General features: G+C 71.3%; 21 protein-coding genes and 2 pseudogenes. 12 read left to right on the top strand and 11 right to left on the bottom strand.

Going from position 1 to position 24,944, the window contains the following annotated elements; all coding sequences use genetic code 11:
- Positions 1 to 405: pseudogene (locus IE178_RS14120) on the top strand (hypothetical protein); the annotation flags it as partial.
- Between the two features lie 167 nt (positions 406 to 572).
- Positions 573 to 701, top strand: a complete 129-nt coding sequence (locus IE178_RS35935; RefSeq protein ID WP_318280035.1) for a hypothetical protein — start codon at positions 573 to 575, stop codon at positions 699 to 701.
- A gap of 205 nt (positions 702 to 906) precedes the next feature.
- Here the strand turns inward: IE178_RS35935 and IE178_RS14115 are convergent.
- Positions 907 to 1,530, bottom strand: a pseudogene (locus IE178_RS14115) (ATPase, T2SS/T4P/T4SS family); the annotation flags it as partial.
- A complete protein-coding gene (gene ssd, locus IE178_RS14110) occupies positions 1,527 to 2,633 on the bottom strand; it encodes a septum site-determining protein Ssd (RefSeq protein WP_184765054.1) in 1,107 nt (368 codons plus the stop codon). The pseudogene IE178_RS14115 and the gene ssd, both read right to left, overlap by 4 nt.
- A 580-nt stretch (positions 2,634 to 3,213) precedes the next feature.
- Here ssd and IE178_RS14105 point away from each other — a divergent pair.
- Positions 3,214 to 4,047 (top strand): HAD family hydrolase, encoded by an 834-nt coding sequence (locus IE178_RS14105; protein ID WP_184765053.1) that lies wholly within the window; start codon positions 3,214 to 3,216, stop codon positions 4,045 to 4,047.
- Positions 4,048 to 4,437: 390 nt separating this feature from the next.
- Here IE178_RS14105 and IE178_RS14100 read toward each other — a convergent pair whose 3' ends face one another.
- Positions 4,438 to 5,301 carry a Fic family protein gene (locus IE178_RS14100; RefSeq protein WP_318280034.1) on the bottom strand — a complete coding sequence of 288 codons (864 nt, stop codon included), beginning with the start codon at positions 5,299 to 5,301 and terminating at the stop codon, positions 4,438 to 4,440.
- Between the two features lie 101 nt (positions 5,302 to 5,402).
- Here IE178_RS14100 and IE178_RS14095 point away from each other — a divergent pair, with 101 nt between their 5' ends.
- Complete coding sequence (locus IE178_RS14095; RefSeq protein WP_184765052.1) at positions 5,403 to 6,383, top strand: ATP-binding protein; 981 nt, start codon at positions 5,403 to 5,405, stop codon at positions 6,381 to 6,383.
- 3 nt (positions 6,384 to 6,386) lie between these two features.
- Here the strand turns inward: IE178_RS14095 and IE178_RS14090 are convergent, their stop codons facing one another.
- Positions 6,387 to 7,658: a polysaccharide deacetylase family protein gene (locus tag IE178_RS14090; protein ID WP_184765051.1), complete on the bottom strand. Its 1,272-nt coding sequence runs from the start codon at positions 7,656 to 7,658 to the stop codon at positions 6,387 to 6,389.
- A 333-nt stretch (positions 7,659 to 7,991) separates the two neighbouring features.
- On the opposite strand from IE178_RS14090, the gene IE178_RS14085 reads away from it, so the two are divergent.
- The 6 genes from IE178_RS14085 (at position 7,992) to IE178_RS35930 (ending at position 16,338) form a co-directional block, all read left to right on the top strand.
- Positions 7,992 to 10,448 carry a SulP family inorganic anion transporter gene (locus IE178_RS14085; RefSeq protein WP_193512479.1) on the top strand — a complete coding sequence of 819 codons (2,457 nt, stop codon included), beginning with the start codon at positions 7,992 to 7,994 and terminating at the stop codon, positions 10,446 to 10,448.
- Positions 10,449 to 10,657: 209 nt separating this feature from the next.
- Positions 10,658 to 12,613, top strand: a complete 1,956-nt coding sequence (gene acs, locus IE178_RS14080) for an acetate--CoA ligase (protein WP_193512478.1) — start codon at positions 10,658 to 10,660, stop codon at positions 12,611 to 12,613.
- Between the two features lie 365 nt (positions 12,614 to 12,978).
- Entirely contained in the window at positions 12,979 to 14,415 is a 1,437-nt protein-coding gene (gene nhaA, locus IE178_RS14075) for a Na+/H+ antiporter NhaA (RefSeq protein ID WP_193512477.1), read from the top strand.
- A 151-nt stretch (positions 14,416 to 14,566) separates the two neighbouring features.
- Entirely contained in the window at positions 14,567 to 15,055 is a 489-nt protein-coding gene (locus tag IE178_RS14070; RefSeq protein WP_184764995.1) for a phage holin family protein, read from the top strand.
- Positions 15,052 to 16,017: an alpha/beta fold hydrolase gene (locus IE178_RS14065; RefSeq protein ID WP_184764994.1), complete on the top strand. Its 966-nt coding sequence runs from the start codon at positions 15,052 to 15,054 to the stop codon at positions 16,015 to 16,017. Before IE178_RS14070 ends, IE178_RS14065 begins: the two co-directional genes overlap by 4 nt.
- 138 nt (positions 16,018 to 16,155) lie before the next feature.
- The gene (locus IE178_RS35930) at positions 16,156 to 16,338 is read left to right on the top strand and encodes a hypothetical protein (RefSeq protein WP_229876306.1); all 183 of its coding nucleotides are present in this window, start codon (positions 16,156 to 16,158) and stop codon (positions 16,336 to 16,338) included.
- A gap of 373 nt (positions 16,339 to 16,711) precedes the next feature.
- Here the strand turns inward: IE178_RS35930 and IE178_RS14060 are convergent, their stop codons facing one another.
- The 3 genes from IE178_RS14060 to nth all read right to left on the bottom strand — a co-directional run bounded on the left by IE178_RS14060 (position 16,712) and on the right by nth (position 19,958).
- Positions 16,712 to 17,911, bottom strand: a complete 1,200-nt coding sequence (locus tag IE178_RS14060; RefSeq protein ID WP_184764993.1) for a MarP family serine protease — start codon at positions 17,909 to 17,911, stop codon at positions 16,712 to 16,714.
- A gap of 45 nt (positions 17,912 to 17,956) precedes the next feature.
- A complete protein-coding gene (locus IE178_RS14055) occupies positions 17,957 to 18,652 on the bottom strand; it encodes an NUDIX hydrolase (RefSeq protein ID WP_184764992.1) in 696 nt (231 codons plus the stop codon).
- A gap of 88 nt (positions 18,653 to 18,740) precedes the next feature.
- Entirely contained in the window at positions 18,741 to 19,958 is a 1,218-nt protein-coding gene (nth, locus tag IE178_RS14050; protein WP_318280033.1) for an endonuclease III, read from the bottom strand.
- Between the two features lie 334 nt (positions 19,959 to 20,292).
- On the opposite strand from nth, the gene IE178_RS14045 reads away from it, so the two are divergent.
- Positions 20,293 to 20,967: a Crp/Fnr family transcriptional regulator gene (locus tag IE178_RS14045; protein ID WP_184764991.1), complete on the top strand. Its 675-nt coding sequence runs from the start codon at positions 20,293 to 20,295 to the stop codon at positions 20,965 to 20,967.
- Between the two features lie 84 nt (positions 20,968 to 21,051).
- On the opposite strand, the gene IE178_RS14040 is transcribed toward IE178_RS14045, so the two are convergent.
- The 4 genes from IE178_RS14040 to sp36 all read right to left on the bottom strand — a co-directional run bounded on the left by IE178_RS14040 (position 21,052) and on the right by sp36 (position 23,778).
- A complete protein-coding gene (locus tag IE178_RS14040; protein WP_184764990.1) occupies positions 21,052 to 21,882 on the bottom strand; it encodes an MBL fold metallo-hydrolase in 831 nt (276 codons plus the stop codon).
- Positions 21,879 to 22,760, bottom strand: coding sequence for an NUDIX hydrolase (locus IE178_RS14035; RefSeq protein ID WP_193512476.1), 882 nt, complete (start codon positions 22,758 to 22,760; stop codon positions 21,879 to 21,881). The genes IE178_RS14040 and IE178_RS14035 overlap by 4 nt, the downstream gene beginning before the upstream one ends.
- Before the next feature lie 392 nt (positions 22,761 to 23,152).
- A complete protein-coding gene (locus IE178_RS14030; protein ID WP_184764988.1) occupies positions 23,153 to 23,620 on the bottom strand; it encodes a RidA family protein in 468 nt (155 codons plus the stop codon).
- Complete coding sequence (sp36, locus tag IE178_RS14025) at positions 23,617 to 23,778, bottom strand: Sp36 family protein (protein ID WP_142194045.1); 162 nt, start codon at positions 23,776 to 23,778, stop codon at positions 23,617 to 23,619. Before sp36 ends, IE178_RS14030 begins: the two co-directional genes overlap by 4 nt.
- A 140-nt stretch (positions 23,779 to 23,918) precedes the next feature.
- Between sp36 and bagA the strand changes: the two genes are divergently transcribed.
- Positions 23,919 to 24,896 (top strand): ATPase BagA, encoded by a 978-nt coding sequence (bagA, locus tag IE178_RS14020; RefSeq protein WP_184764987.1) that lies wholly within the window; start codon positions 23,919 to 23,921, stop codon positions 24,894 to 24,896.
- The last annotated feature ends 48 nt before the right edge of the window (positions 24,897 to 24,944 follow it).

The following is a 24,944-nucleotide window of genomic DNA, read 5'->3' as shown; positions in this document are numbered from 1 at the left end:
CGGTGCACGGCCACAACCCAGGTGGACGACGAGACCCGGGCGCTGGCAGAGACGATCACCTCTCCTCACGACTCCATCGAGTGGGCCTCGTACCCGGCGCTCCAGTGCCTCCTCGAGGACGTCGACCACGACTTCCACGCGGCCTTCCTCCGCACCGGGTCACGCACGGATCCCGACTCGGACGTCTTCGTGTGCTGGAGGGACGGGACACCGGGTCACGCGCTGGCGGACCTCGACTGCTGCATGAACCGGCGCGGCCCACTGGCCACCGGCTGCACAATCTTCCAGCACCACCCAGGCCGGTGCGAGTGGGACTACATCGACCCCCCGGTGGTGGCCGCGCAGGCACAGGCCGACCAGATAGCCGCAGCCCTGGGCCTGGGCCGCGGCGGCTGCGGCCGATAGCTCACCAGACTCCCGCTCCCGGCCCGTAGTCCGCCGGCCGGACCGGTAGCGGGACCGAGCGGCCCGACCCCGTGCCCCCGTCGGGGACGGGCCGCTCACCCATTGATGCGGTCGAGTTCGGCCCATATCGAAGTCGGCGTGACCGTAGCCTGAGCGCGGAGGTGGCTATGTCCGAGTGGATCGACCCGCGGCACGCGGAGCTGGTGGCGGCGTGGAAGCGCGCGCGGCAGCCGGAGTCCCGCGACCCGCAGGAACCGCGGCCTGTGCGGGGCTTCGTGATCCCGCGCAAGCCCTGACCCGCCCAGCCAGGGCCCGCGCCCAGGCTGAGGCCGCGGCCCCGGTCGGCGTCCCCGTCGCCGCCCGGGGCCGCTTTTTGCTGTCACCTTGGATTCGAAGGCGATCACCGTAACCACAGAATCGAGCTACAAAGCCGCAGGTCAGAGGCGGTTACTTGGGGTCCCGGAAAGGACTCCAAGCAAGATCGATTGAGAGGTGTCACAGCAGTAGATTGGGGTTGCCGCTGCCGGTCCCCCCGCTGACCAGGAACGACAACCGCGCGTCCAGCAGTGCCCGCAGCACGCGGTCACCGCCCGGCGGCACCGTCCCGGCCGCCACCAGTTCCTCGAGCGTGAACGCGCGCGGCCGTACGACCCGCAGGGACAGACAGGTGCAGCCCACGGCCACCGGGGGCAGCACCGCGTGCAGCCGAGCCCCGTTGGGCAACCGCGCGTCGACCCAGGGCCGGGCGTCGTCCAGGCGTCGGCCGGCCACGGCGGCGAGCCGCTGTGCCAGACGCCGGACGGCCGTCGCGTCCGGGAAGGAGACCTCGGTGAGCTCCAGCCCTCCGCCCCGGTCCACCCAGACCCGGTCCGGCGCCGACACCAGCACGTCGGTCACCGACGGATCGGCCAGCAACCTCTCCAGCGGCCCGCTGCCGACCAGCTCCGAGCGCAACTGCTCGGCCGCCACCAGCACTTCGGCGTCCCCGAGCACCCGCCCCTGATCCCGCAGTGCCTGCGCCACCCGCGCGGGAGTCGGATCGGCCCCGCTCTCGGCCAGCCACCGCCGCACCCCGTCGAGCAGACCGGGAGGCATCCCCGCCCCGGTCACCGTCGGCCTCCTCATGACGCCCTCGCCTCCACCAGCGCCCGCTCCCAGAACTCCTTGCAGAAGCGGGCCAGCGGGCCCCGACCCGACGCCCCGGGTGGTCGCCCGGTCTCGTACGGGCGCTGCAGGGCGGGCTCGACGGGCACGTCTCCCGCGAGGGGCAGTCCGAGGAGCCGGGCGACCTCACGGTCGTCCAGGCCCGGCGCGTACGGTCCGCGTACCGCCACGCGCAGGTCGCGCAGGACCATGCCCACGGCGGAGGCGACGCGCCCCGCCGCCGCGACGGCGCGCAGTTCCGCGGGGACCACGAGGAGTCCGAGGTCGAGCTGGGCCAGGGCCTCGGCGACCCCGTCGTCGACGCGGCGCGGCAGGTCGACCACGACGGTGCCGCCGCCCCGCCGTGCCGCGGCGAGCACCGCCCGTACCGCCCGGGGCGGGACGGCGAGGCAGTCGCCGCGGTCCCAGCTGAGCACCCGCAGCGAGTGCAGTTCCGGCAGTGACTCCTCCAGGGCGCCGCCGCCGACCCGACCGCGTGACGCGGCGAACGCGGGCCAGCGCAGTCCTTTGGCCGTCTCGCCGCCGAGCGCCACGTCGAGGCCGCCGCCCAGCGGATCCGCGTCGACCAGGAGGGTGCGCAGTCCCTCACGCGCGGAGGTGACGGCGAGGGCGCACGCGAGCGTGGACGCTCCGGCGCCGCCCCGTCCGCCGATGACGCCGACGGTCAGGGCGGGCCGTCCGACGCCCTCGGCCACGTCGGCGATGCGGTCGACCAGCCACTGCTCGCCGTCGGGCAGCATCAGCACATGGTCGGCACCGATCTCGACGGCCCGCCGCCATACCCCGGGATCGTCCTGATCGCGGCCGACCAGCACCACCCCTGACCGGCGCGCCGCACCGCGCACCCGCCGCGCGGCGTCGTCGCCGACCAGGACGAGCGGTGCGGCCTCCCAGCTGCCCCTCGGTTCCGGCACCCCGTGCTGGACCTCCGGTGTCGCGCCGGCCGCCGCGCACAGGCGCAACAGGTCGTCGAGGAGCGCGGGGTCCTCGGTGACGATCAGCGGTGCGCCCGGCCGGCCTCCTCCGGCGGTGGGCGGCGGCTCGTGCGTGATGGTTCCGGCCATGTTCGTCCCCCTTTGCTGTATCTCTCGCGCAGCCCCTGCGGCCCCGCGATTCCCGGACGTGGAAGAACCGGCAAGCGGCCTTCCTATGAACGGCCGGAGGGAACCGGCCATACGCGACCCGGCAAACGGAAGTGGGTGTGAACTCACGACGAGCGGGACGCGCTGGAATCACGGTGCAGCGATCCGGAAAAACTTGTGGATCTTGGTGGATAACTGTGGACGAGTCGACGGCTGTGGATATCGCGGCCACCCATACCGGTGAGCCCGGCAGATCTCCCGCGTGCCCCCCACAGAGCATCCCGACAGCTACCGCGAGTAACTAGTCATGCCCACGACAACACGCCTCGCGGTCGGCACCCCGCACCGCATCAGCCGTGAAGAGAAGGGAGAAAACCCACCCGGACATGCGACGACCCCCGCCGGGGGGGAGAGCGGGGGTCGTCCCCACGGCCGACTCGGGGGGGGGAGGAGTCGGACCGGGTTAGACACGGTCGCGAACGATCCGTGACTTCCATGGTGTACCCGAGAGCCATCTCAGGCAAACCAACGCGCCCCACCTTACGCCGAATGGGCTGCACCTATGCTCAAGGACGTGGAAAACCACTCGTTGCCCCGCACAGCCGCCTTCTTCGACCTGGACAAGACGGTCATTGCGAAGTCGAGCACGCTCACGTTCAGCAAGTCGTTCTACCAAGGCGGCCTGATCAACCGCAGGGCGGTCCTGCGAACCGCATACGCCCAGTTCGTCTTCCTCGCCGGTGGCGCGGATCACGATCAGATGGAGCGGATGCGCAAGTACCTGTCCGCACTGTGCCGCGGCTGGAACGTCCAGCAGGTCAGGGAGATCGTCGCCGAGACGCTGCACGATCTGATCGACCCGATCATCTACGACGAGGCCGCCACCCTCATCGAGCAGCACCACACCGCGGGACGCGACGTCGTGATCGTGTCCACCTCGGGCGCCGAGGTGGTGGAGCCGATCGGCGAACTGCTCGGCGCGGACCGGGTCGTGGCCACCCGCATGGTGGTGGGCGACGACGGGTGCTTCACCGGCGAGGTGGAGTACTACGCGTACGGCCCGACCAAGGCCGAGGCGATCAGGGAACTGGCCGAGTCCGAGGGCTACGACCTGGCCCGTTGCTACGCCTACAGCGACTCGGCGACCGACGTGCCGATGCTGGAGTCCGTGGGCCACCCGCACGCCGTGAACCCGGACCGCGCGCTGCGCAAGGAGGCCCTCACGCGCGGGTGGCCGATCCTCGACTTCCATCGGCCGGTACGGCTCAAGCAGCGCTTCCCCACGTTCTCCGTACCGCCGCGCCCCGCCCTGGTCGCGGCGGCCGCGATAGGAGCCGCGGCGGCCACCGCGGGCCTCGTCTGGTACGCCAGCCGGCGCCGCGCGACGGTCGCCTGACCCGCCCTTCTCCGTGGCATGCGGGCAATCACCGGTCACGTTCGCCATATCGGCGCCCGTTCAACACGTCTTTGAACGTAAAAGTAAAGGAAGCAGGGACAGGACTTCCGCTTGCTTCGAACCCGGAGTACAAAGGACTTAACGGCCCGCGAGACCAAGGACATCCGAGAGGATCACCTTCACAACGCATTTGGCCCCACGGACCGAGCATGAACACCGGGCACCCACGCGACGTCGACCCGTCGATTACGGGCCAGCCGCACCAGGTGACGGGCAAAGTTCCCGACCTGATGGGTATATCTCGAGGACGCTTGGTAACGCGGTGAACATGCCAGCGGCGGTACGAGCGATCGTACCGCCGCATCACTGCGCAGCCCCTTCTCCGGCCCTTTATGCCGCCCCGCGCTGCAGCGCCTCGCACACCGCTGTCGACTCACGCGCCCCCAGCTCGATCGCGCGCCCGCAGTGGGCGATCCAGGCGGCCACTCCTTCGGGAGTACCGGAGACATAGCCTTCCAGCGCCTTCAGATAGGCCCCCTGCCCCAGCTCGGCATGGCCGACCTCGGCGGGGCAGACCGACTTCGGGTCCAGTCCGCTGCCGATCAGGACGATGCGCTCGGCCGTGCGCGCGACCAGGCCGTTGTGGGAGGCGAAGGGGCGCAGCGCGAGGATTTCACCGTGCACGACGGCGGCCGTCACCAGCGCCGGGGCGGAACCGCCCGCGATGACCAGCTCGGCCAGCCCTTCCAGCCTGCCGTGCGCCTCCGCCGCGCTCGGCAGCGGAAGCCCGATCGACGGCTCGTCGACCAGCTCGCCCTCCTGCCGGGGCCGCCCGACCCGCTCGGCCTTGTCCGCCGCGGCGACCAGGTGCAGCCGGGCCAGCACCCTCAGGGGCGACTGCCGCCAGATGGACAGCAACTGGCCCGCCTCGGCGGTCAGACGCAGGGCGGCGCCCATCGTGCGCGCGTCGTCGTCGCCGCTGAAGTCACTGCGCCGGCGCACCTCCTCCAGGGCCCAGTCCGCGCCCGACAGCGCCGCCGAGCCACGGGCGCCGCGCAACGCCGCCTCGGAGGTGATCTCGTTGCTGCGCCGTCGCATGACCCGGTGCCCGTAGACCCGGTCCACGGCCTTGCGCACGGACTCCACGGACTCGGCCACGCCGGGCAGAGAGCCCAGGGCCGCAAGGGGATCCCCGCTGCTCGGGCTCTTCCGGGAGCCTGGGGGCGGATCGGCGGTCGCGCCTGTCGTACTCATGAGTACGACCCTACGCACCCCGGGCGCCCACCCCACGATGGAGTGGCCTTCTTCACGCGGCATCGCCACACACGGCTACCATTCCATTACGCTTGGTGAACATGAAAATTGCTTTCGTGGGGAAGGGCGGCAGCGGGAAGACGACCCTGTCCTCTCTGTTCATCCGTCATCTCGCGGCCGACGGCGCCCCGGTCGTCGCGGTGGACGCCGACATCAACCAGCACCTCGGGGCCGCGTTGGGCCTGGACGAGGCGGAGGCCGCCGCCCTGCCCGCGATGGGCGCGCACCTGCCGCTGATCAAGGACTATCTGCGCGGCACCAATCCGCGCATCACGTCCGCCGACACGATGATCAAGACGACGCCGCCCGGTGAGGGCTCCCGGCTGTTGCGCGTGCGCGAGGACAACCCGGTCTACGACGCCTGCGCGCGGCCGGTGGAACTCGACGGCCGAGCCGTCCGTTTGATGGTCACCGGCACCTTCACCGACGCCGACCTGGGAGTCGCCTGCTACCACTCCAAGACCGGGGCGGTGGAGCTCTGCCTGAACCACCTGGTGGACGGCCCCGGCGAGTACGTCGTGGTCGACATGACGGCCGGCTCGGACTCCTTCGCCTCCGGCATGTTCACCCGCTTCGACATCACTTTCCTCGTGGCCGAGCCGACCCGGAAGGGGGTCTCCGTCTATCGCCAGTACAAGGAGTACGCCCGCGACTTCGACGTCACCCTGAGGGTCGTCGGCAACAAGGTGCAGGGCCCGGACGACCTCGACTTCCTCCGCGCGGAGGTCGGGGACGACCTGCTGGTGACGGTGGGGCACTCGGACTGGGTGCGGGCCATGGAGAAGGGCCGGCCGCCCCGGTTCGCACTCCTGGAGGAGCCCAACCGGCACGCCCTGCGCCTGCTGCGCACGGCCGTCGATGCGACGTACCAGCGGCGCGACCGGGAGCGTTACACCCGCCAGATGGTGCACTTCCATCTGAAGAACGCCCGGTCGTGGGGGAACGAGCGCACCGGGGCCGACCTGGCGGCTCAGATCGACCCCGGTTTCGTGCTCGGCGAGAACGTCACGGCGTCCGCCTGACGTTCACCGCTTGGCCGCCGGGGCTCCGGGCACCCCCTTGGGGGCCGGGGCCGGGCCGCCGGCCAGGAAGGACCTCCAGCCCCGCTTCGGAGCCTCGCCGACGTCCAGCGTGCGCAGTTTCGCCAGGGTCGCCGGGTCCTGGGCGTCCAGCCAGTCCACGAGTTGCCGGAAGGAGACACAGCGCACGTCGGACTGGGTGCAGACCTCCTCGACGACCTCCTCGACGGCCCGCATGTAGGTGCCGCCGTTCCAGGACTCGAAGTGGTTCCCAATGATCAGGGGCGCACGGTTGCCCTCGTAGGCCCTCTCGAAGCCCTGGAGGAGGCCATCCCGCATCTGGTCGCCCCACAGGTCGTGCTTGGCGGGGTCGCCCTGAGTGGTGGTCCCGGACTGGTTGACCATGAAGTTGTAGTCCATGGTGAGCTGCTCGAAGGAGTGCCCGGGGAAGGGCACGAGCTGCAACGGCAGATCCCACAGTCCGTGCTTCTTCTTCGGCCACTCCTGGTTGCCGATCCCGCTGGTGTCGTAGCGGAAGCCCAGGTCCCGGGCAGCCCTCATGAAGTTCTTCCGCCCCTCCAGGCAGGGGGTGCGGGCGCCGATGAGCTCTTTGTCGTAGTCGAAGGGCAGCGGGGCCGAGTTCTTCATGCCGGCATTGGTCTTCCAGCTCTTCACAAAGCGCTTGGCCTGGGAGATCTCGTCCTTCCAGTCCGCAACCGACCACTCGCCGACCCCACCGTCGCTGCCGCAGAAATGTCCGTTGAAGTGGGTGCCGATCTCGTTGCCCTCGAGCCAGGCCAGGCGCAGTTGCTTCACGGTGTCGGCGATGCCCTGCCGGTCGTTGAAGCCGATCTCGGAGCGGCCCGGGGAGTGCTGCGGCGGGCGGTACAGGTCACGCTTCTCCTCCGGCAGGAGGTAAACGCCGCTCAGGAAGTACGTCATGGTCGCGTTGTTCTCCTTGGCGACCTTGCGGAAATGGGAGAACAGCTTCTGGCCGTCCTCGCCCGCGCCGTCCCAGGAGAAGACCACGAACTGCGGGGGCTTTTCACCGGGCTTCAGCCGCTCGGGACGGGGCAGGTGGGGCTGCGCCCCCGTGTACGCGGTGGAGCCGTCGCCGATCAGCCGGACGACGTTCTTCGGTGCGGGGGCCGGGTGGGCCTTGCCCCGGTCCCGCACCTGTTCGCCGGTGTCGTCGGTGCCGGTCCCGCAGCCGGCGAGCGAGGCGAAGCAGACCGCGACGATCACGGTGCCCGTGGCGATCCTGTGGGTGGCGGCCATCCGCCCACCTTCTTCCTTCTCTCGGGCCGAGCTCGATGAGGGCGTTGTCGGGTGCTGTGCCGGTCCATGCCGACAGCGCCGCCAAAGTCGCACGGGACGGAGAAGGAATTAATACGACAAGCCGATGAACTGTCCAATTCACTCGCCGGGATGATTGATTACTCCATTTGCCCGGAAAGTCCATGCCAGGCCTTTACTCTGGATTACGATTCATTTACTGATTGTTGATGCATCCCGCTGTTTTGAGGCCGTGCCCCACGGCCGCGACCGCCCCGCCGTCGAGCGGGGCCCACCAGTTCCGCGACCGCGCAGACCCGGAGGAGACGGGAGACCATGTCAGCCTGCGTTCCCGCCCGCGCCGCCGACTCGGACCGCACCGAGCGCACCCACCCACCCCACAGCCCACCGCCGACCGGACCCCGGCGCTTCCGCATCGCGAGCGCCGATGTGTCGGCCTCGATCGCGGTCTTCCTGATCGCCCTCCCCCTGTCCCTCGGCATCGCACTCGCCACCGGCGCGCCACTGCAGGCCGGCCTGGTCGCAGCGGCCGTGGGCGGACTGGTCGCCGGACGGATCGGTGGCTCCCCACTCCAGGTCAGCGGCCCGGCCGCCGGACTCACCGTCGTGACCGCCGATCTCATCCAGCACTACGGATGGCGGACGACCTGTGCCATCACCGTCCTCGCCGGTCTCGCCCAGCTCGGCCTGGGCTGTCTGCGGGTGGCGCGCGGCGCGCTCGCCGTCAGCCCCGCGATCGTGCACGGCATGCTCGCCGGCATCGGCGTCACCATCGCCGTCGCCCAGCTGCACATCGTCCTCGGCGGCACCCCGCAGAGCTCCGTCCCCGACAACCTGCGCGCGCTTCCGGCCCAGTTGGCGAACCTGCACCCCGCGGCCCTGTCGGTGAGCCTGCTGACGCTGTCCCTGCTCCTGCTCTGGCCACGGGTACCGGGCCGTGCCGGGCGCGTCTGCCGGACGGTCCCCGCCGCCCTCGTCGCCGTCGCCGGCGCCACCGCCGTGGCCGCCGTGGCCGGCCTGGTCCTGCCCAAGGTGGATCTGCCGTCCTGGCGCAACCACGCCCTGGCCGGACTGCCCGAGGGGCCCGTGCTCGGCCTCGTCGGCGCCGTGCTCACCACGACGCTGGTGTGCAGCGTGCAGTCGCTGCTCGGCGCGGTGGCCGTGGACAAGATGGTGTCGGGCCGCCCCGGTCCCGGCCATGTCACGCGGTCCGACCTGGACCGCGAACTGCTCGGGCAGGGCGCGGCCAACATCGTCTCCGGCTCGCTCGGCGGCCTGCCCGTGGCCGGGGTCGCGGTCCGCAGTTCCGCCAATGTCCACGCGGGTGCCGTGAGCCGGAACTCCACGATGCTGCACGGCGTTCTGGTAGTAGCCGCCGCGCTGCTGATGGTCCCGCTCCTGGAGTGCATCCCGCTCGCCTCGCTCGCCGCCCTGGTGATGGCCGTCGGCATCCAGATGGTGTCCCTGCACCACATCCGCACGGTGACCCGCCACCGGGAAGTCCTGGTCTACGCCGTGACCACCCTCGGCGTCGTGTCCCTCGGCGTTCTGGAGGGCGTGGCACTGGGCATCGCCATGGCCGTCGGCGTGGCCCTGCACCGGCTCACCCGCACCCGTATCACGCACGATGAGAAGGAGGGAGCCCATCACCTGCACGTACGGGGCCAGTTGACGTTCCTCGCGGTGCCCCGACTCAGCCGGGCCCTGCACCTGGTACCCCCGGGCACCGACGTCGTGGTCGCGCTGGACGGGTCCTTCATGGACCACGCGGCGTACGAGACGCTGCAGGACTGGCAGAGCACGCACACCGCGCGGGGTGGCACCGTCGCCGTCACCGGCCGTCGCGCCGGGGTCCGGATCGCCGAACCCGCGGCCCTCTCCTCCGTGAACCCCGCCGTCGGGCCCGAGGAGGCCGGCGCTTCCGACGCCGACTGCCGTTGCCGGCCCTGGACCGCCTGGCGCAACCACCAGTGCGACCGCCCGCACTCCCTGCCGGGCGGCGACCGACGGCCGAGCCCGACCGAGGCGGAGAACGGAGCACACGGATCAGAAGGCACAGACAGCTCCCATGAGGGCGAGCAGGTGCCGACCGGCACCGGCGGCCACGACCTGATGCGCGGGATCAGTACCTTCCAGCGCAGCACCGCTCCCCTGGTGCGCGGCGAGCTCGCCCGGCTGGCGCGCGAGGGACAGCGACCCACACAGCTGTTCCTGACCTGCGCCGATTCACGGGTGGTCACGTCCATGATCACGTCCAGTGGTCCCGGAGACCTGTTCGTGGTGCGCAATGTCGGCAACCTTGTGCCGCCGCCCGGCGCGGAGAGCGGTGACGACTCGGTGGGGGCCGCCATCGAGTACGCCGTGGAGGTGCTGGCGGTGCGGTCGATCACGGTGTGCGGGCACTCGGGGTGCGGCGCGATGCACGCGCTGCTCGACTCCGACCCGGACGGCGCCCACACGCCGTTGAGACGGTGGCTGCGGCACGGGCGACCGAGCCTGGAGCGCATGCGCATGGACGACACGAGCGGGCCCCGGCCGCGGCTGGCCGACCGAACGCCCGCCGACGCCGTCGAGCGGCTCTGCCTGACGAACGTGGCGCAGCAGCTGGAACATATGCGTGCCCATGATCCGGTGGCCCGGGCCCTGAAGGACGGGACCCTGGAGCTGCACGGGCTGTACTTCCACGTGGGTGAGGCCCAGGCGTATCTCCTCACGGAGCGGGACGAGGAGCAGGTGTTCGACCGGGTGCGGGCCGTGGACCTGGCGATGTGAGGCGAGGCGTCCGGGTGTGAGAGGCGTTACACACCTTGAACCGGCTCGCTCCGGGGCCCGTGGGAAGGGGTGACCGACGGGCCCGTGGCCGTGTCCACCAACCACCCGACAGGTCTAAACCAATTTCCCGTCGGCCCTTGTCATCGCACCCCCGGGTCTGATGAGCTGTGGCCTGGGACACAACGGACACCCTGGGAAAGGCAGATGCCGTGAGCAATGAAAGCCTGGCCAACCTTCTGAAGGAGGAGCGTCGCTTCTCGCCCCCCGCCGACCTGGCCGCGAACGCCAACGTCACGGCGGAGGCGTACGAACAGGCCAAGGCTGACAGGCTCGGCTTCTGGGCCGAGCAGGCCCGCCGGCTGACCTGGGCCAAGGAGCCCGTAGAGACCCTCGACTGGTCGAACCCGCCGTTCGCCAAGTGGTTCAAGGACGGCGAGCTCAACGTCGCCTACAACTGCGTGGACCGGCATGTGGAGGCCGGGCACGGCGACCGGGTCGCCATCCACTTCGAGGGCGAGCCGGGCGACAGCCGCGCCATCACGTACGCCCAGCTCAAGGACGAGGTCTCCAAGGCCGCCAACGCGCTGCTGGAGCTGGGCGTCCGAAAGGGCGACCGGGTCGCCGTCTACATGCCGATGATCCCCGAGACCGCCGTCGCGATGCTGGCCTGCGCCCGTATCGGTGCCGCGCACTCCGTCGTCTTCGGCGGCTTCTCCGCGGACGCGCTCGCGACCCGTATCCAGGACGCCGACGCCAAGGTCGTCATCACCGCCGACGGTGGCTACCGGCGCGGCAAGCCCTCCGCACTCAAGCCGGCCGTGGACGACGCCGTCGGACGCGTGGAGAACGTGGAGCACGTCCTCGTCGTCCGCCGCACCGGCCAGGACGTCGCCTGGACCGAGGGCCGCGACGTGTGGTGGCACGACCTGGTCGAGCGGCAGAGCGCCGAGCACACCCCGGAGGCCTTCGAGGCCGAACACCCGCTGTTCATCCTCTACACCTCGGGCACGACGGGTAAGCCCAAGGGCATCCTGCACACCTCCGGCGGCTACCTGACCCAGACGACGTACACCCACCACGCCGTCTTCGACCTGAAGCCCGAGACCGACGTGTACTGGTGCACGGCCGACGTCGGCTGGGTCACCGGGCACTCGTACATCGTCTACGGCCCCCTCGCCAACGGCGCCACCCAGGTCATGTACGAGGGCACCCCGGACACCCCGCACCAGGGCCGGTTCTGGGAGATCGTGCAGAAGTACGGGGTGACGATCCTCTACACGGCGCCCACCGCGATCCGGACGTTCATGAAGTGGGGCGACGACATCCCCGCGAAGTTCGACCTGTCCTCGCTGCGGGTGCTGGGCTCCGTCGGCGAGCCGATCAACCCCGAGGCGTGGATCTGGTACCGCAAGAACATCGGCGCGGACCGCACCCCGGTGGTGGACACCTGGTGGCAGACCGAGACCGGCGGCATCATGATCTCGCCGCTGCCGGGCGTGACCGACGCCAAGCCGGGCTCCGCCCAGACCCCGCTGCCCGGCATCTCCGCGACCGTCGTCGACGACGAGGCGAGCGAGGTGCCCAACGGCGGCGGTGGCTACCTGGTGCTCACCGAGCCGTGGCCGTCGATGCTGCGCACCATCTGGGGCGACGACCAGCGGTTCATCGACACCTACTGGTCGCGGTTCGAGGGCAAGTACTTCGCCGGTGACGGTGCCAAGAAGGACGACGACGGCGACATCTGGCTGCTCGGCCGGGTCGACGACGTCATGCTCGTTTCCGGGCACAACATCTCCACCACGGAGGTCGAGTCCGCGCTGGTCTCCCACCCGTCGGTCGCGGAGGCGGCCGTGGTCGGCGCGGCGGACGAGACCACCGGCCAGGCGATCGTCGCCTTCGTGATCCTGCGCGGCACGGCGGCCGAGACCGAGGACCTGGTCGGCGAGCTGCGCAACCACGTGGGCACCACGCTCGGCCCGATCGCCAAGCCCAAGCGGATCCTGCCGGTGGCCGAGCTGCCGAAGACCCGCTCCGGCAAGATCATGCGCCGCCTGCTGCGCGACGTCGCGGAGAACCGTCAGCTCGGTGACGTCACCACGCTCACCGACTCCGCGGTGATGGACCTGATCCAGGCCAAGCTGCCCCAGGCGCCCAGCGAGGACTGAGCGGGCACCGGCTGCTCACGCCGGAGGACGGGAGGCACCCGCGCACCCATGCGCCGGGTGCCCCCGTCAGCATCGGATGCGGGTACCCCGTCCTCGGGTGCGGGTGCCCCGTCGGCCTGGTGTACGAATGCCCACGTGGCCCCCGGTGCGGTGCCACGGCCGGCCCCCGGTGCGGTGCCACGGTCGGCCACGGGTACGCGTGCCACGGTCGGCCCGGACGCGGGCGCCACGGTCGGCCCCGGGCGCTGCTGGTGCGGTCCCCGAAGCATGTTGGATAAGCTCAGGACGAAGCTGCTGTCTCATGGAGCGCCGGGAAGTCTGGTCGGCACGCGATTCGTGCTGCTCGTCGACCAGAGGATTCATCCGTGACCGCGCCCCGCACCCCCAGTCCCCGCAAGGCCTTCGGCCGCCTCTCTCTGCCCGAGCGGGCCTACGTCACGGACGCGCTGCGCACCGAGACCGTCGGCGGCGTCCTGCTGCTCGTCGCCGCCGTCACCGCGCTGGTCTGGGCGAACGTACCCGGCCTGCACGACAGCTACGAGAGTGTCAGCCACTTCCACTTCGGTCCCGAAGCCCTCGGGCTGAACCTGTCCGTGGCGCACTGGGCCGCCGACGGACTGCTCGCCATCTTCTTCTTCGTGGCCGGGATCGAGCTCAAGCGCGAACTCGTCGCCGGTGACCTGCGCGATCCCAGAGCCGCCGCCCTGCCCGTCGTCGCCGCCCTCTGCGGCATGGCCGCACCGGCGCTGGTCTACACGCTCACCAGTGGCGCGGGCGGCGGCTCCCTGGCCGGCTGGGCCGTGCCCACCGCCACCGACATCGCCTTCGCGCTCGCCGTACTCGCCGTCATCGGCACCTCTCTGCCGAGCGCGCTGCGCGCCTTCCTGCTCACCCTCGCCGTCGTCGACGACCTGTTCGCGATCCTGATCATCGCCGTCTTCTTCACCGACGACCTGAATTTCGCGGCGCTCGGCGGCGCGGTCGCGGGCCTCGTCGTCTTCTGGCTGCTGCTGCGCAAGGGCGTAGGCGGCTGGTACGTGTACGTCCCGCTCGCGCTCGTCGTGTGGGGGCTGATGTACAACAGCGGCATCCACGCCACCATCGCCGGTGTCGCCATGGGCCTGATGCTGCGCTGCCACCGCCACAGCGGCGAGGACCACGCCCCCGGCGAGCGCATCGAGCATCTCGTCCGGCCGCTCTCGGCGGGCCTCGCGGTGCCGCTGTTCGCTCTGTTCAGCGCCGGCGTGACGGTCTCCGGCGGTGCGCTCGCGGAGGTGTTCACCCAGCCCGAGACGCTCGGTGTGGTGCTCGGTCTCGTCGTCGGCAAGACGCTCGGCATCTTCGGCGGTACGTGGCTGACGGCCCGTTTCACCCGGGCCTCGCTCAGCGACGAGCTGGCCTGGGCGGACGTGTTCGCCGTGGCGACCCTCGCCGGAATCGGTTTCACCGTCTCGCTGCTCATCGGAGAACTCGCCTTCGAGGACGACACGTCGATGACGAACAGCGTCAAGGCCGCCGTCCTGACCGGCTCGTTGATCGCCACCGCCCTCGCGGCGGTGCTGCTGAAGATACGGAACGCCAAGTACCGCAGGCTGACCGAGGAAGAGGAGCGCGACGAGGACCACAACCGGGTCCCGGACGTCTATGAGCAGGACGACCCGGCCTACCACCTGCGCATGGCGGAGATCCACGAGCGGAAGGCCGCCGAGCACCGGCGACTCGCCCGGGAGAAGGCCGCTGAGCGGGACGCGCTTGCCGACATGACGGGCGGGGCAGGCGAGGACCACGACGGTCCGGCATGATCTGACGGGACGGTACAAAAGACGGGGATCGGCAGTCGGACACGACCCGTCGGACACAAGCAGCCGGACCCGGACCGTCAGACGGCAGACTGAACCGTACGCGCAGGCACGAAGAACGTACGCAGAACGTACGCAGAAGAGGGAGACCGCGATGAGCGCACCCGACGGCAGCCCGGTCGGCGCCGAACGCAGCATCGGCCAGCTGTTCGCCTCGGCTACGGCTGACATGTCGGCGCTGGTGCACGACGAGATCGCGCTGGCGAAGGCGCAGCTCAAGCAGGACGTCAAGCGGGGCGCGACCAGCGGCGGCGCGTTCCTGGCGGCCGGCCTGCTGCTCCTGTTCTCCCTGCCGATGCTGAGCTTCGCCCTGGCGTACGGCATCCGCACCTGGAGCGACTGGAACCTCGCGATCTGCTTCCTGCTCTCCTTCGCGGCGAACGTGCTGATCGCGCTGGTCCTCGCACTGATCGGCGTCGTCTTCGCCAAGAAGGCGAAGAAGGGCCGGGGACCGCAGAAGGTCGCCGCCTCGGTGAAGGAGACGGCGGGCGTGCTGCAGAAGGCCAAGCCCCATCCGCGTCCCGAGCTGCCGGAGGACCGGGTCCCCCAGGCCATCGAGGCTGTGGCACGCTCGTCCTCATGACGGACCCCGCCACCCCGTTGGGGCAATCCCCCTGGTCGCAACCCGCTTCGGTCGTACGGCTCGACATCCCCGGCGACGCCGCGGTGATCCACCGGGACGTCGCCGCCAACGGCGCCCGCTTCCACATCGCGGAGTTGGGCGAGGGGCCCCTGGTGCTCCTGCTGCACGGTTTCCCGCAGTTCTGGTGGACCTGGCGGCACCAGCTGACGGCGCTCGCCGACGCCGGGTTCCGGGCCGTCGCCATGGACCTGCGGGGTGTCGGCGGCAGCGACCGCACGCCACGCGGTTACGACCCGGCCAACCTCGCGCTCGACATCACCGGGGTCATCCGCTCCCTCGGCGAACCGGACGCCGCGCTGGTCGGACACGACCTGGGCGGATATCTGGCGTGGACGGCGGCGGCGATGCGCCCCAAGCTCGTACGGCGGCTGGCGGTCGCGTCCATGCCGCATCCGCGGCGCTGGCGGTCGGCGATGCTCTCCGACGCCAGGCAGTCCGCCGCCATGTCCCACATCTGGGGAATCCAGCGGCCCTGGATCCCGGAGCGCCGGCTCACCGCGGACGACGGGGCGCTGGTGGGCAAGCTCATCCGGGACTGGTCCGGGCCCCGCCTGCCGGACGAGAAGGCGCTGGAGAACTACCGGCGGGCCATGTGCATCCCGTCCACGGCGCACTGCTCGATCGAGCCGTACCGCTGGATGGTGCGTTCCCTGGCCCGCCCGGACGGCATCCAGTTCAACCGCAGGATGAAGCGGCCGGTGCGGGTGCCGACGCTGCATCTGCACGGCTCACTGGACCCCGTGGTGCGCACGCGCAGTGCCGCCGGATCCGGGGAGTACGTCGAAGCGCCCTACCGCTGGCGGCTGTTCGACGGGCTCGGCCACTTCCCGCACGAGGAGGATCCGGTCGCTTTCTCGACAGAACTGATCAACTGGCTGAAGGATCCGGAGCCGGATCGGTAACCGATCGAACGCTCCCGGTACCACTTCCGGCCCACGCGCCTGAACGCTTGTCCGACGAACGCCAATTGCCTGGCGCATAGGCCAATTGAGGGCCCGTGAGGCGATTACCGACCATGGGGCGGGGGCACACGTCGGGGTATGGGCTGGACGCACGATTACAGTGACGCAAGCCGCAATCGCCGCTCGGCGGGCGGTATGGGTTCCCACCAGCGAGGCGGTGCACCACAGATGGCAGGTACGGACCTCAGGGTGGGAATCCCGCGCATCCTCCGCCGCCGGGCCCGCTGGGTCTCCGTCCGCCTGCGTCACCCGCGCGGCTGACGGTCCGTACCACTCCTCCTCGTACGGCTGGACGGCACGCTCGTACGGGCACACGGCACGCCCGCAGGGGGCGGACAGGACGCCCGCAGGGGGGCAGACAGCACGCTCGTACGGGCAGGCGGCACGCCCGCAGGGGTTGGACAGCCCGCCCGTACGGGGAGACTGCACCCTTTCGCGGGCAGACGGCCCGTGTCTCGTCTAGGGCCTGTCTGACGATTCCCGCCTGCCTCGCGACGCCATGCACGCACTCTCGCCGCACCGGGCGCAGAGCCGAGTACATCCAGTACGAGGCTCTACGCCCGGCACGCCGAGAGCACGCACCTGACGCCGCGAGGCCGCCCTGCGGGCGACGACGCGAATGGTCAGACAGGCCCTAGAGCGCGCAGCTGTCGCTGTCCACCTGCTGGTTCGCGCTGCGGCCCTTGGCGATGTCCTCCTGGATCTCGTCCGCGGTGAGCGCGTACCCCGTCTCGGCGTCGTCGAGCGACTTCGCGAAGACCACGCCGTAGACCGTGCCCTCGGGGGTGAGCAGCGGGCCGCCGGAGTTGCCCTGACGGACCGTCGCGTACAGGGAGTACACGTCACGGCGGACCGTGCCGCGGTGGTAAATGTCGGGGCCGTTGGCCGTGATGCGTCCGCGCAGGCGCGCGGCGCGCACGTCGTACGCCCCGTTCTCCGGGAAGCCGGCGACGATCGCGCTGTCACCGCTGCTCGCGTCCTCGGTCGTGAACCGCAGCGCGGGCGCTTTCAGATCGGGTACGTCGAGGACGGCGATGTCGCGCTCCCAGTCGTAGAGGACGACCGTCGCGTCGTACTTCTTCCCCTCGCCGCCTATCTGCACGGTCGGCTCGTCGACGCCGCCCACGACATGGGCGTTGGTCATGACGCGGCGGTCGGCGAAGACGAAACCGGTGCCCTCCAAAACCTTTCCGCAGCTCGGCGCGGTGCCCGTGACCTTGACGATGGAGCGCTGCGCGCGGAGGGCGACGGGGCTGCCCGCCAGGGCCGGGTCGGGGGGCTGGACGTCGGTGATCGGCTCGTTGGCGAACGGGCTGAAGACCTGGGGGAATCCGTTCTGCGCGAGGACGGAGGAGAAGTCGGCGAACCAGGTGTCGGCCTGGCCGGGCAGGGCCCGGGACACCCCGAGCAGCACCTTGGAGCTGCGGACCTCCTTGCCGAGCGTCGGCAGCGTCGTACCGGCGAGCGCCGAGCCGATCAGCCACGCGACCAGGAGCATCGCGACGACGTTGACCAGGGCTCCACCCGTGGCGTCCAGCGCGCGGGCCGGGGACCAGGTGATGTAGCGGCGCAGTTTGTTGCCGAGGTGGGTGGTCAGCGCCTGGCCGATGGAGGCGCAGACTATGACGACGACGACCGCGACGACGGCGGCCGTCGTGCTGACCTCGGAGTCGTCGGTCAGCGCGTCCCAGATGACGGGCAGCGCGTAGACGGCGGCGAGACCGCCGCCCAGGAAGCCGATCACCGACAGGATGCCGACGACGAAGCCCTGGCGGTAGCCGACGATCGCGAACCACACGGCGGCGACCAGCAACAGGATGTCCAGCACGTTCACCGCTTCACGCCTCGCCTCGTCCTACCCAGCACGGCGCCCACCCTGTCATGACCGCCAGTCCAGCGGGACCCGCTTGTCCCGATCCCAGGGGCGCTCCCACCCCGCGAAGTGCAGCAACCGGTCGATCACCCCGGCCGTGAAGCCCCACACCAAAGCCGACTGGACCAGGAATGCCGGTCCTTCGTGACCGCTGGGGTGGACCGCGGTCGCCCGGTTGTCGGGGTGGGTGAGATCCGCCACGGGGACGGTGAACACCCGCGCCGTCTCGTTCGGGTCGACGACACCGACCGGACTGGGGACGCGCCACCAGCCCAGCACGGGTGTGACGACGAAGCCGCTGACCGGGATGTAGAGCTTCGGCAGGACGCCGAAGAGCTGGACGCCGGACGGGTCGAGCCCGGTCTCCTCCTCGGCCTCGCGGAGAGCGGCCCGCAGCGGCCCGTCGCCCTGTGGGTCACCGTCCTCCAGGTCGAGGGAGCCGCCGGGAAAGGACGGCTGCCCGGCGTGCGACCGCAGCGAGCTCGCCCGCTCCATGAGCAGCAGCTCCGGGCCGCGCTCGCCCTCGCCGAAGAGGATGAGGACGGCGGACTGGCGCCCCGTGCCGTTCTCCGGGGGCAGGAAGCGGCTCAGCTGTTTCGGCGCGACCGTCTCCGCCGCGCGCACCACCGGGTCCAGCCAGTCGGGCAGTCCCTTGCTGCTGAGCGTCACCGGGCCGCCCTGGGTATCGCTCGTCCGCGTCATCGCCACCCCCGCCGTCCGGCTACGTTCCCCGAATCCAACGCCCGGCTGCCCCGCGATCGTTCCGCGCGCCGCCGCGTACGCCGCTCCGTCATCCGGCCCCCAGCGGCGCGGCGGGCCTGCCCCCGGCGTCCAGGTAGGCCTGCGGCGGCTTCAGACGCTGGCCCGGGAGGCCGCCCTTCTCGTACTTCAGCAGCTTCCTCGCCTTCTCCGGGTCGGTCTCGCCCTCGCCGTACGCCGGGCAGAGCGGCGCGATGGGGCAGGCACCGCAGGCGGGCTTGCGGGCGTGGCAGATCCGGCGGCCGTGCCAGATGACGTGGTGCGAGAGGTCGGTCCAGTCGCTCTTGGGGAAGAGCGCGCCGACGGCCGCCTCGATCTTGTCGGGGTCGGTCTCCCCAGTCCAGCGCCAGCGGCGCACGAGGCGCTGGAAGTGCGTGTCGACGGTGATGCCGGGGCGGCCGAAGGCGTTGCCGAGCACGACGAAGGCGGTCTTGCGGCCCACGCCGGGCAGTTTCACGAGATCCTCGAGCCGGCCCGGCACCTCGCCGCCGAATTCCTGCACCAGCACCCTGGACAACCCCATCACCGAGCGCGTCTTGGCCCGGAAGAACCCGCACGGGCGCAGGATCTCCTCGACCTCCTCGGGGTTGGCGGCGGCCAGGTCCTCGGGGGTCGGGTACTTCGCGAAGAGGGCGGGGGTCGTCTGGTTGACGCGCAGGTCGGTGGTCTGGGCCGACAGCACGGTGGCGACGACGAGTTGGAAGGGGTTGTCGAAGTCCAGCTCCGGGTGGGCGTACGGGAACACCTCGGCGAGCTCGCGATTGATCCGGCGGGCCCGCCGGACCAGCGCGGTACGCGACTCGTCCTGGGCCGGATTCACGACGGTCTTCACCGCGGCGGCCTTCACGGCCGCGGTGGCCTTCTTGGGGGCGACGAGCGGCTTCTTGGCGGGCGGGGCCTTCTTGACGAGGGCGGCAGCCCTGTCCACAGCGGGCGCACTCGCGGCCGCTGTCGCCTTCGCGGTCGCCTTCGCGGTCGCCTTCGCTGTCGTCTTCGCTGTCGTCTTCCGCGCGATCGTCTTCTTCACAGCCGTCTTCCGCGCGGTCGCCTTCTTGGCCGGCGCCTTGTTCCCCGGCGCCTTCCCCGGCGGCTTTTTATCCGGCTTCTCCGGCGCCTTCTTGTCCGGCGCCTTCTTCGCCGCGGCTCCGCCCGCGGGCGCCGCCGCCTTCCCGGCGGCGGCCTTCTTCGCCGGTGCGCTCTTCTCCTCGGAGGCGGCCCTGCTCGCGCGGGCCGTCGGTTTCTTTTCCACCGACGCCTTCTTTGTCGCTTTCGCCGTTTCCCTACCGCCGTCGGAGCCCTGTTCGCCCACAGCGGAATCACCCCGCACTACCACCGCGCAGCCCCCTCGGCCTGTGCTCTCACCGGCGATTTGGACACCCGGCCAGCCTACGACCCTGCACCGACATCCGCCCCGGACCCTGAAGATCGGCGTCCAATTGGACCCCTGCCGCTTACCCCGACCGGCCCGTACGGCATCCTTGTGACAGATCACACTGTTTGGACCGTCCGGCAAAATGGGCACCACGGTCCCCTGGTACGTGGGGGAACAAGATCCCCTGAGCAGGTCGACAAGGAGAGAACTCGTGGACGACGTTCTGCGGCGGAACCCGCTTTTCGCGGCGCTCGATGACGAGCAGGCCGCGGAGCTTCGCGCCTCCATGAGTGAGGTGACCCTGGCACGGGGCGACTCCCTGTTCCACGAGGGCGACCCCGGCGACCGCCTCTACGTGGTCACCGAGGGCAAGGTCAAGCTCCACCGCACGTCCCCCGACGGCCGCGAGAACATGCTCGCCGTGGTCGGCCCGGGCGAACTGATCGGTGAGCTGTCGCTCTTCGACCCGGGTCCGCGCACCGCGACCGCCACGGCACTCACCGAGGTCAAGCTGCTCGGCCTGGGCCACGGCGACCTCCAGCCCTGGCTGAGCGCCCGCCCCGAGGTCGCCACGGCGCTGCTGCGGGCGGTCGCGCGCCGCCTGCGCAAGACCAACGACGCGATGTCGGACCTGGTCTTCTCGGACGTCCCGGGCCGTGTCGCCCGCGCCCTGCTGGATCTCTCCCGCCGCTTCGGCGTGCAGTCCGAGGAGGGCATCCACGTCGTGCACGACCTCACGCAGGAGGAGCTGGCCCAACTGGTCGGCGCGTCCCGCGAGACGGTCAACAAGGCCCTGGCGGACTTCGCCCAGCGCGGCTGGCTCCGCCTGGAGGCCCGCGCGGTGATCCTCATGGACGTCGAACGCCTCGCGAAGCGCTCCCGCTGACCCGCGCCGAACGACGGGCCCGGAGAACGACGGGCCCGGAGAACGACAGGCCCGGAGAACGACGGGCCCGGAGAACGACAGGTCCTAGATGAGGCCGTGCTCCTGCAGGTACTCCAGTTGGGCCCGCACCGACAGTTCGGCGGCGGGCCACAGGGAGCGGTCGACGTCGGCGTAGACGTGGGCGACGACCTCGGACGGGGTGCGGTGCCCGTCCTCGACGGCCGTCTCGACCTGGGCGAGGCGGTGGGCGCGATGGGCGAGGTAGTACTCGACGGCGCCCTGGGCGTCCTCCAGGACGGGCCCGTGGCCGGGCAGGACCGTGTGGACGCCGTCGTCGACCGTGAGGGACCTGAGCCGGCGCAGCGTGTCCAGGTAGTCGCCGAGGCGGCCGTCGGGATGGGCCACGACCGTCGTACCGCGGCCCAGGATGGTGTCTCCGGTGACGACTGCCCGGTCGGCCGGAAGGTGGAAGCACAGGGAGTCGGCCGTGTGGCCCGGGGTCGGTACGACCCTCAGCTCCAGGCCCCCGACGGTGATGACGTCCCCGGCGGCCAGCCCCTCGTCCCCGAGCCGCAGCGCCGGGTCCAGTGCCCGCACCTTCGTGCCGGTCAGCTCGGCGAACCGGGCGGCGCCCTCGGCGTGGTCGGGGTGACCGTGCGTCAGCAGGGTGAGCGCCACACGCTTTCCGGCCTGTTCCGCCGTGCCGACGACATGCCGCAGGTGCCCGTCGTCCAGCGGGCCGGGGTCGACCACGACCGCGAGGTCGGAGTCCGGTTCCGACAGGATCCAGGTGTTGGTGCCGTCCAGGGTCATCGCCGAGGGGTTGGGGGCCAGCACGTTGACGGCACGTGCGGTGGCCGGGCCGGAGAGGACCCCGCCCCGTGGCTGGCCGGGAAGGGTGCTTGCGTCCGTCATGCGGGGCCTCCACCGGTCGGGATGTGTTGGGTGAACTCGTCGTGTCCCGGCCAGGAGAGCACGATCTCGCCCTCCACCAGGCGCGCGGTGGCCAGCACCGGAGTGAGATCCCGCGCGGGCGCCGCGTCGAGCGCCTCCGCGGCCGTCCCGTACGCCGTGAGCTGGCGCAGGGTCGCGATCGTCGGGGGCATCATCAGCAGCTCGCCCCGGTCGTACGCGGTGGCCGCCTCGCGCGGGGCGATCCACACCGTGCGGTCGGCCTCCGTGGAGGCGTTGCGGGTGCGCTGGCCCTCGGGCAACGCGGCGACGAAAAACCACGTGTCGTAGCGGCGGGGCTCGAATTCGGGGGTGATCCAGCGCGTCCAGGCGCCGAGCAGGTCCGAGCGCAGCATCAGTCCGCGGCGGTCCAGGAACTCCGCGAAGGACGTCTCCCGCGCGACGAGCGCGGCACGGTCCGCCTCCCAGCCCTCGCCCGTGGTGTCGCCGACCACCGTGTCCGGGGTCGGTCCGGCCAGCAGGACGCCGGCCTCCTCGTACGTCTCCCGCACGGCCGCGCAGACGATCGCCTGGGCGCCCGTCTCGTCGACGCCGAGCCGGTCCGCCCACCACGCGCGCGTGGGGCCCGCCCACCGCACGTGCCGGTCGTCGTCACGCGGGTCGACGCCGCCGCCGGGGTAGGCGTACGCGCCGCCGGCGAACGCCATGGACGTACGCCGGCGCAGCATGTGCACGGCGGGACCGTCGCCGGTGTCCTTGAGCAGCATGACGGTGGCCGCACGCTTCGGTGTGACCGGCGTGAGGCCGCCCCCCGCGAGCGCCCGGATCCGCTCCGGCCACTCCGGCGGGTACCACTGCCCATCAGCCTGCGCATGCGCCATGGCCGGAGGCTATCCCGTGACGGCCGGATGTTCGAGTGCCCAAGGGGGCGGTGTGAGGACCCCGGGACCGACCGGAGCCCGCCGGCACGCGGACCGACCGGGACCAGTCGGCACGCGGACGGACCGGCACCAGCCGACGCCGGGCCACGACGGGCCTCGCCCGTGTCCGTGGGCCCTCCGGACTCCGGAACGGCAAACCCGAGGCCCTGCCTGGCCGCCCGGCCCTGCCCGCAGGCATGCGCGAGCCGGTACCCGGCACCGATCCCCCAGGCACGTGCCCGCCCGCCCGTCGGGCCGGGCCCCGCGCGTCACACGCGGAGCCGGCCACGCGAGAGGGGCCCGCGGACCGTGCCCGGCAAGGCGGGGCCGTGTCCGCGTGGCCGCCGTCCGGGCTACGCCTCCGTGAGCTCCACCTGGATCTCGACCTCCACCGGTGCGTCCAGCGGCAGCACCGCGACGCCCACCGCGCTGCGCGCGTGGACACCCTTGTCGCCGAGCACCTCACCCAGCAGCTCGCTCGCGCCGTTGAGGACGGCCGGCTGGCCCGTGAAGTCGGACGCGGAGGCCACGAAGCCGACGACCTTCACCACGCGCGCCACCCGGTCCAGGTCCCCGGCGACGGACTTGACCGCGGCGAGGGCGTTCAGCGCACAGGTGCGCGCCAGTTCCTTCGCCTCCTCCGGGGTGACCTCCGCGCCGACCTTGCCGGTCAGCGGAAGCTTGCCGTCCACCATGGGCAGCTGGCCGGCGGTGTAGACGTACCGCCCCGACCGCACGGCCGGCTGGTACGCAGCCAGCGGCGGGACGACCTCCGGCAGGCTCAGGCCCAGCTCGGCCAGCTTCGCCTCGACGGCGCTCATCCCTGCTTCTCCCGCTTCAGGTAGGCCACCAGTTGCTCGGGGTTGTTGGGCCCGGGCACGACCTGGACGAGCTCCCAGCCGTCCTCGCCCCAGGTGTCCAGAATCTGCTTCGTTGCGTGGACGAGCAGCGGCACAGTCGCGTATTCCCACTTGGTCATGCGGCCGACTCTAGTCGCTGCCGTCGCCGGTCCCGGCGGCCGACCACGACCGCGTTGCCCACCCGGCGCCCGGGACTCGACTGCCGGGAACTGCCACCCGGATCCGCCGGGGCACCCGGCGAGGAATTAGGCTCGAAGACGTGAGCAGGCTCCAGGTCGTCAGTGGCAAGGGCGGAACCGGCAAGACCACGGTGGCCGCGGCCCTCGCGCTGGCCCTGGCCACGGAGGGGAAGCGGACGCTTCTCGTCGAGGTCGAGGGCCGGCAGGGCATCGCACAGCTCTTCGAGACGGAGGCGCTGCCGTACGAGGAACGGAAGATCGCCGTCGCACCGGGGGGCGGCGAGGTGTACGCGCTCGCCATCGACCCCGAACTGGCGCTTCTGGACTACCTCCAGATGTTCTACAAGCTCGGCAGCGCCGGCCGGGCCCTGAGGAAGCTCGGCGCGATCGACTTCGCCACCACCATCGCCCCCGGTGTTCGGGACGTCCTGCTGACCGGCAAGGCGTGCGAGGCGGTGCGGCGCAAGGACAAGAACGGGCGGTTCGTCTACGACTACGTCGTGATGGACGCCCCGCCGACCGGCCGCATCACCCGCTTCCTCAACGTGAACGACGAGGTCGCCGGACTCGCCAAGATCGGCCCGATACACAATCAGGCCCAGGCGGTGATGCGGGTGCTGAAGTCGTCGGAGACGGCCGTGCACCTGGTGACGCTGCTGGAGGAGATGCCGGTCCAGGAGACCGCGGACGGCATCGCGGAACTGCGCTCGGCGCGGCTGCCGGTGGGCCGGGTCATCGTGAACATGGTGCGCCCGCAGGTGCTGGACGCGGCAGGCCTGGAACTCGTCGCGGCGGTCCCTCGTTCCTCTGTCGCGCGGGCACTGTCGTCCGCCGGCCTCGGCGGGGCGCGGCGCGGTGGACATGCCGAGCGACTGGTGGACCCCCTGCTCGCGCAGGCGGAGGAGTACGCCGAGCGGTACACGCTGGAGACGGAGCAGCGCGCCGCGCTGGCGGACCTCGACGCGCCGTTGCACGAACTGCCGCTGCTCACGGCGGGCATGGACCTGGCCGGCCTGTACGCACTGGCCAGGGAGCTGCGCGGACAGGGCGTGTCATGACCGACCGCGCCCGCGCGGCCCGCCCCCGGACCCACCACGCCGGGCCCG

The organism is Streptomyces griseoloalbus (assembly GCA_014650015.1).
GTDB classification, from domain to species: Bacteria; Actinomycetota; Actinomycetes; order Streptomycetales; family Streptomycetaceae; genus Streptomyces; species Streptomyces griseoloalbus.
Note: the sequence above shows the minus strand (reverse complement) of the source record. Positions and strands in the feature narration are given on the sequence as shown.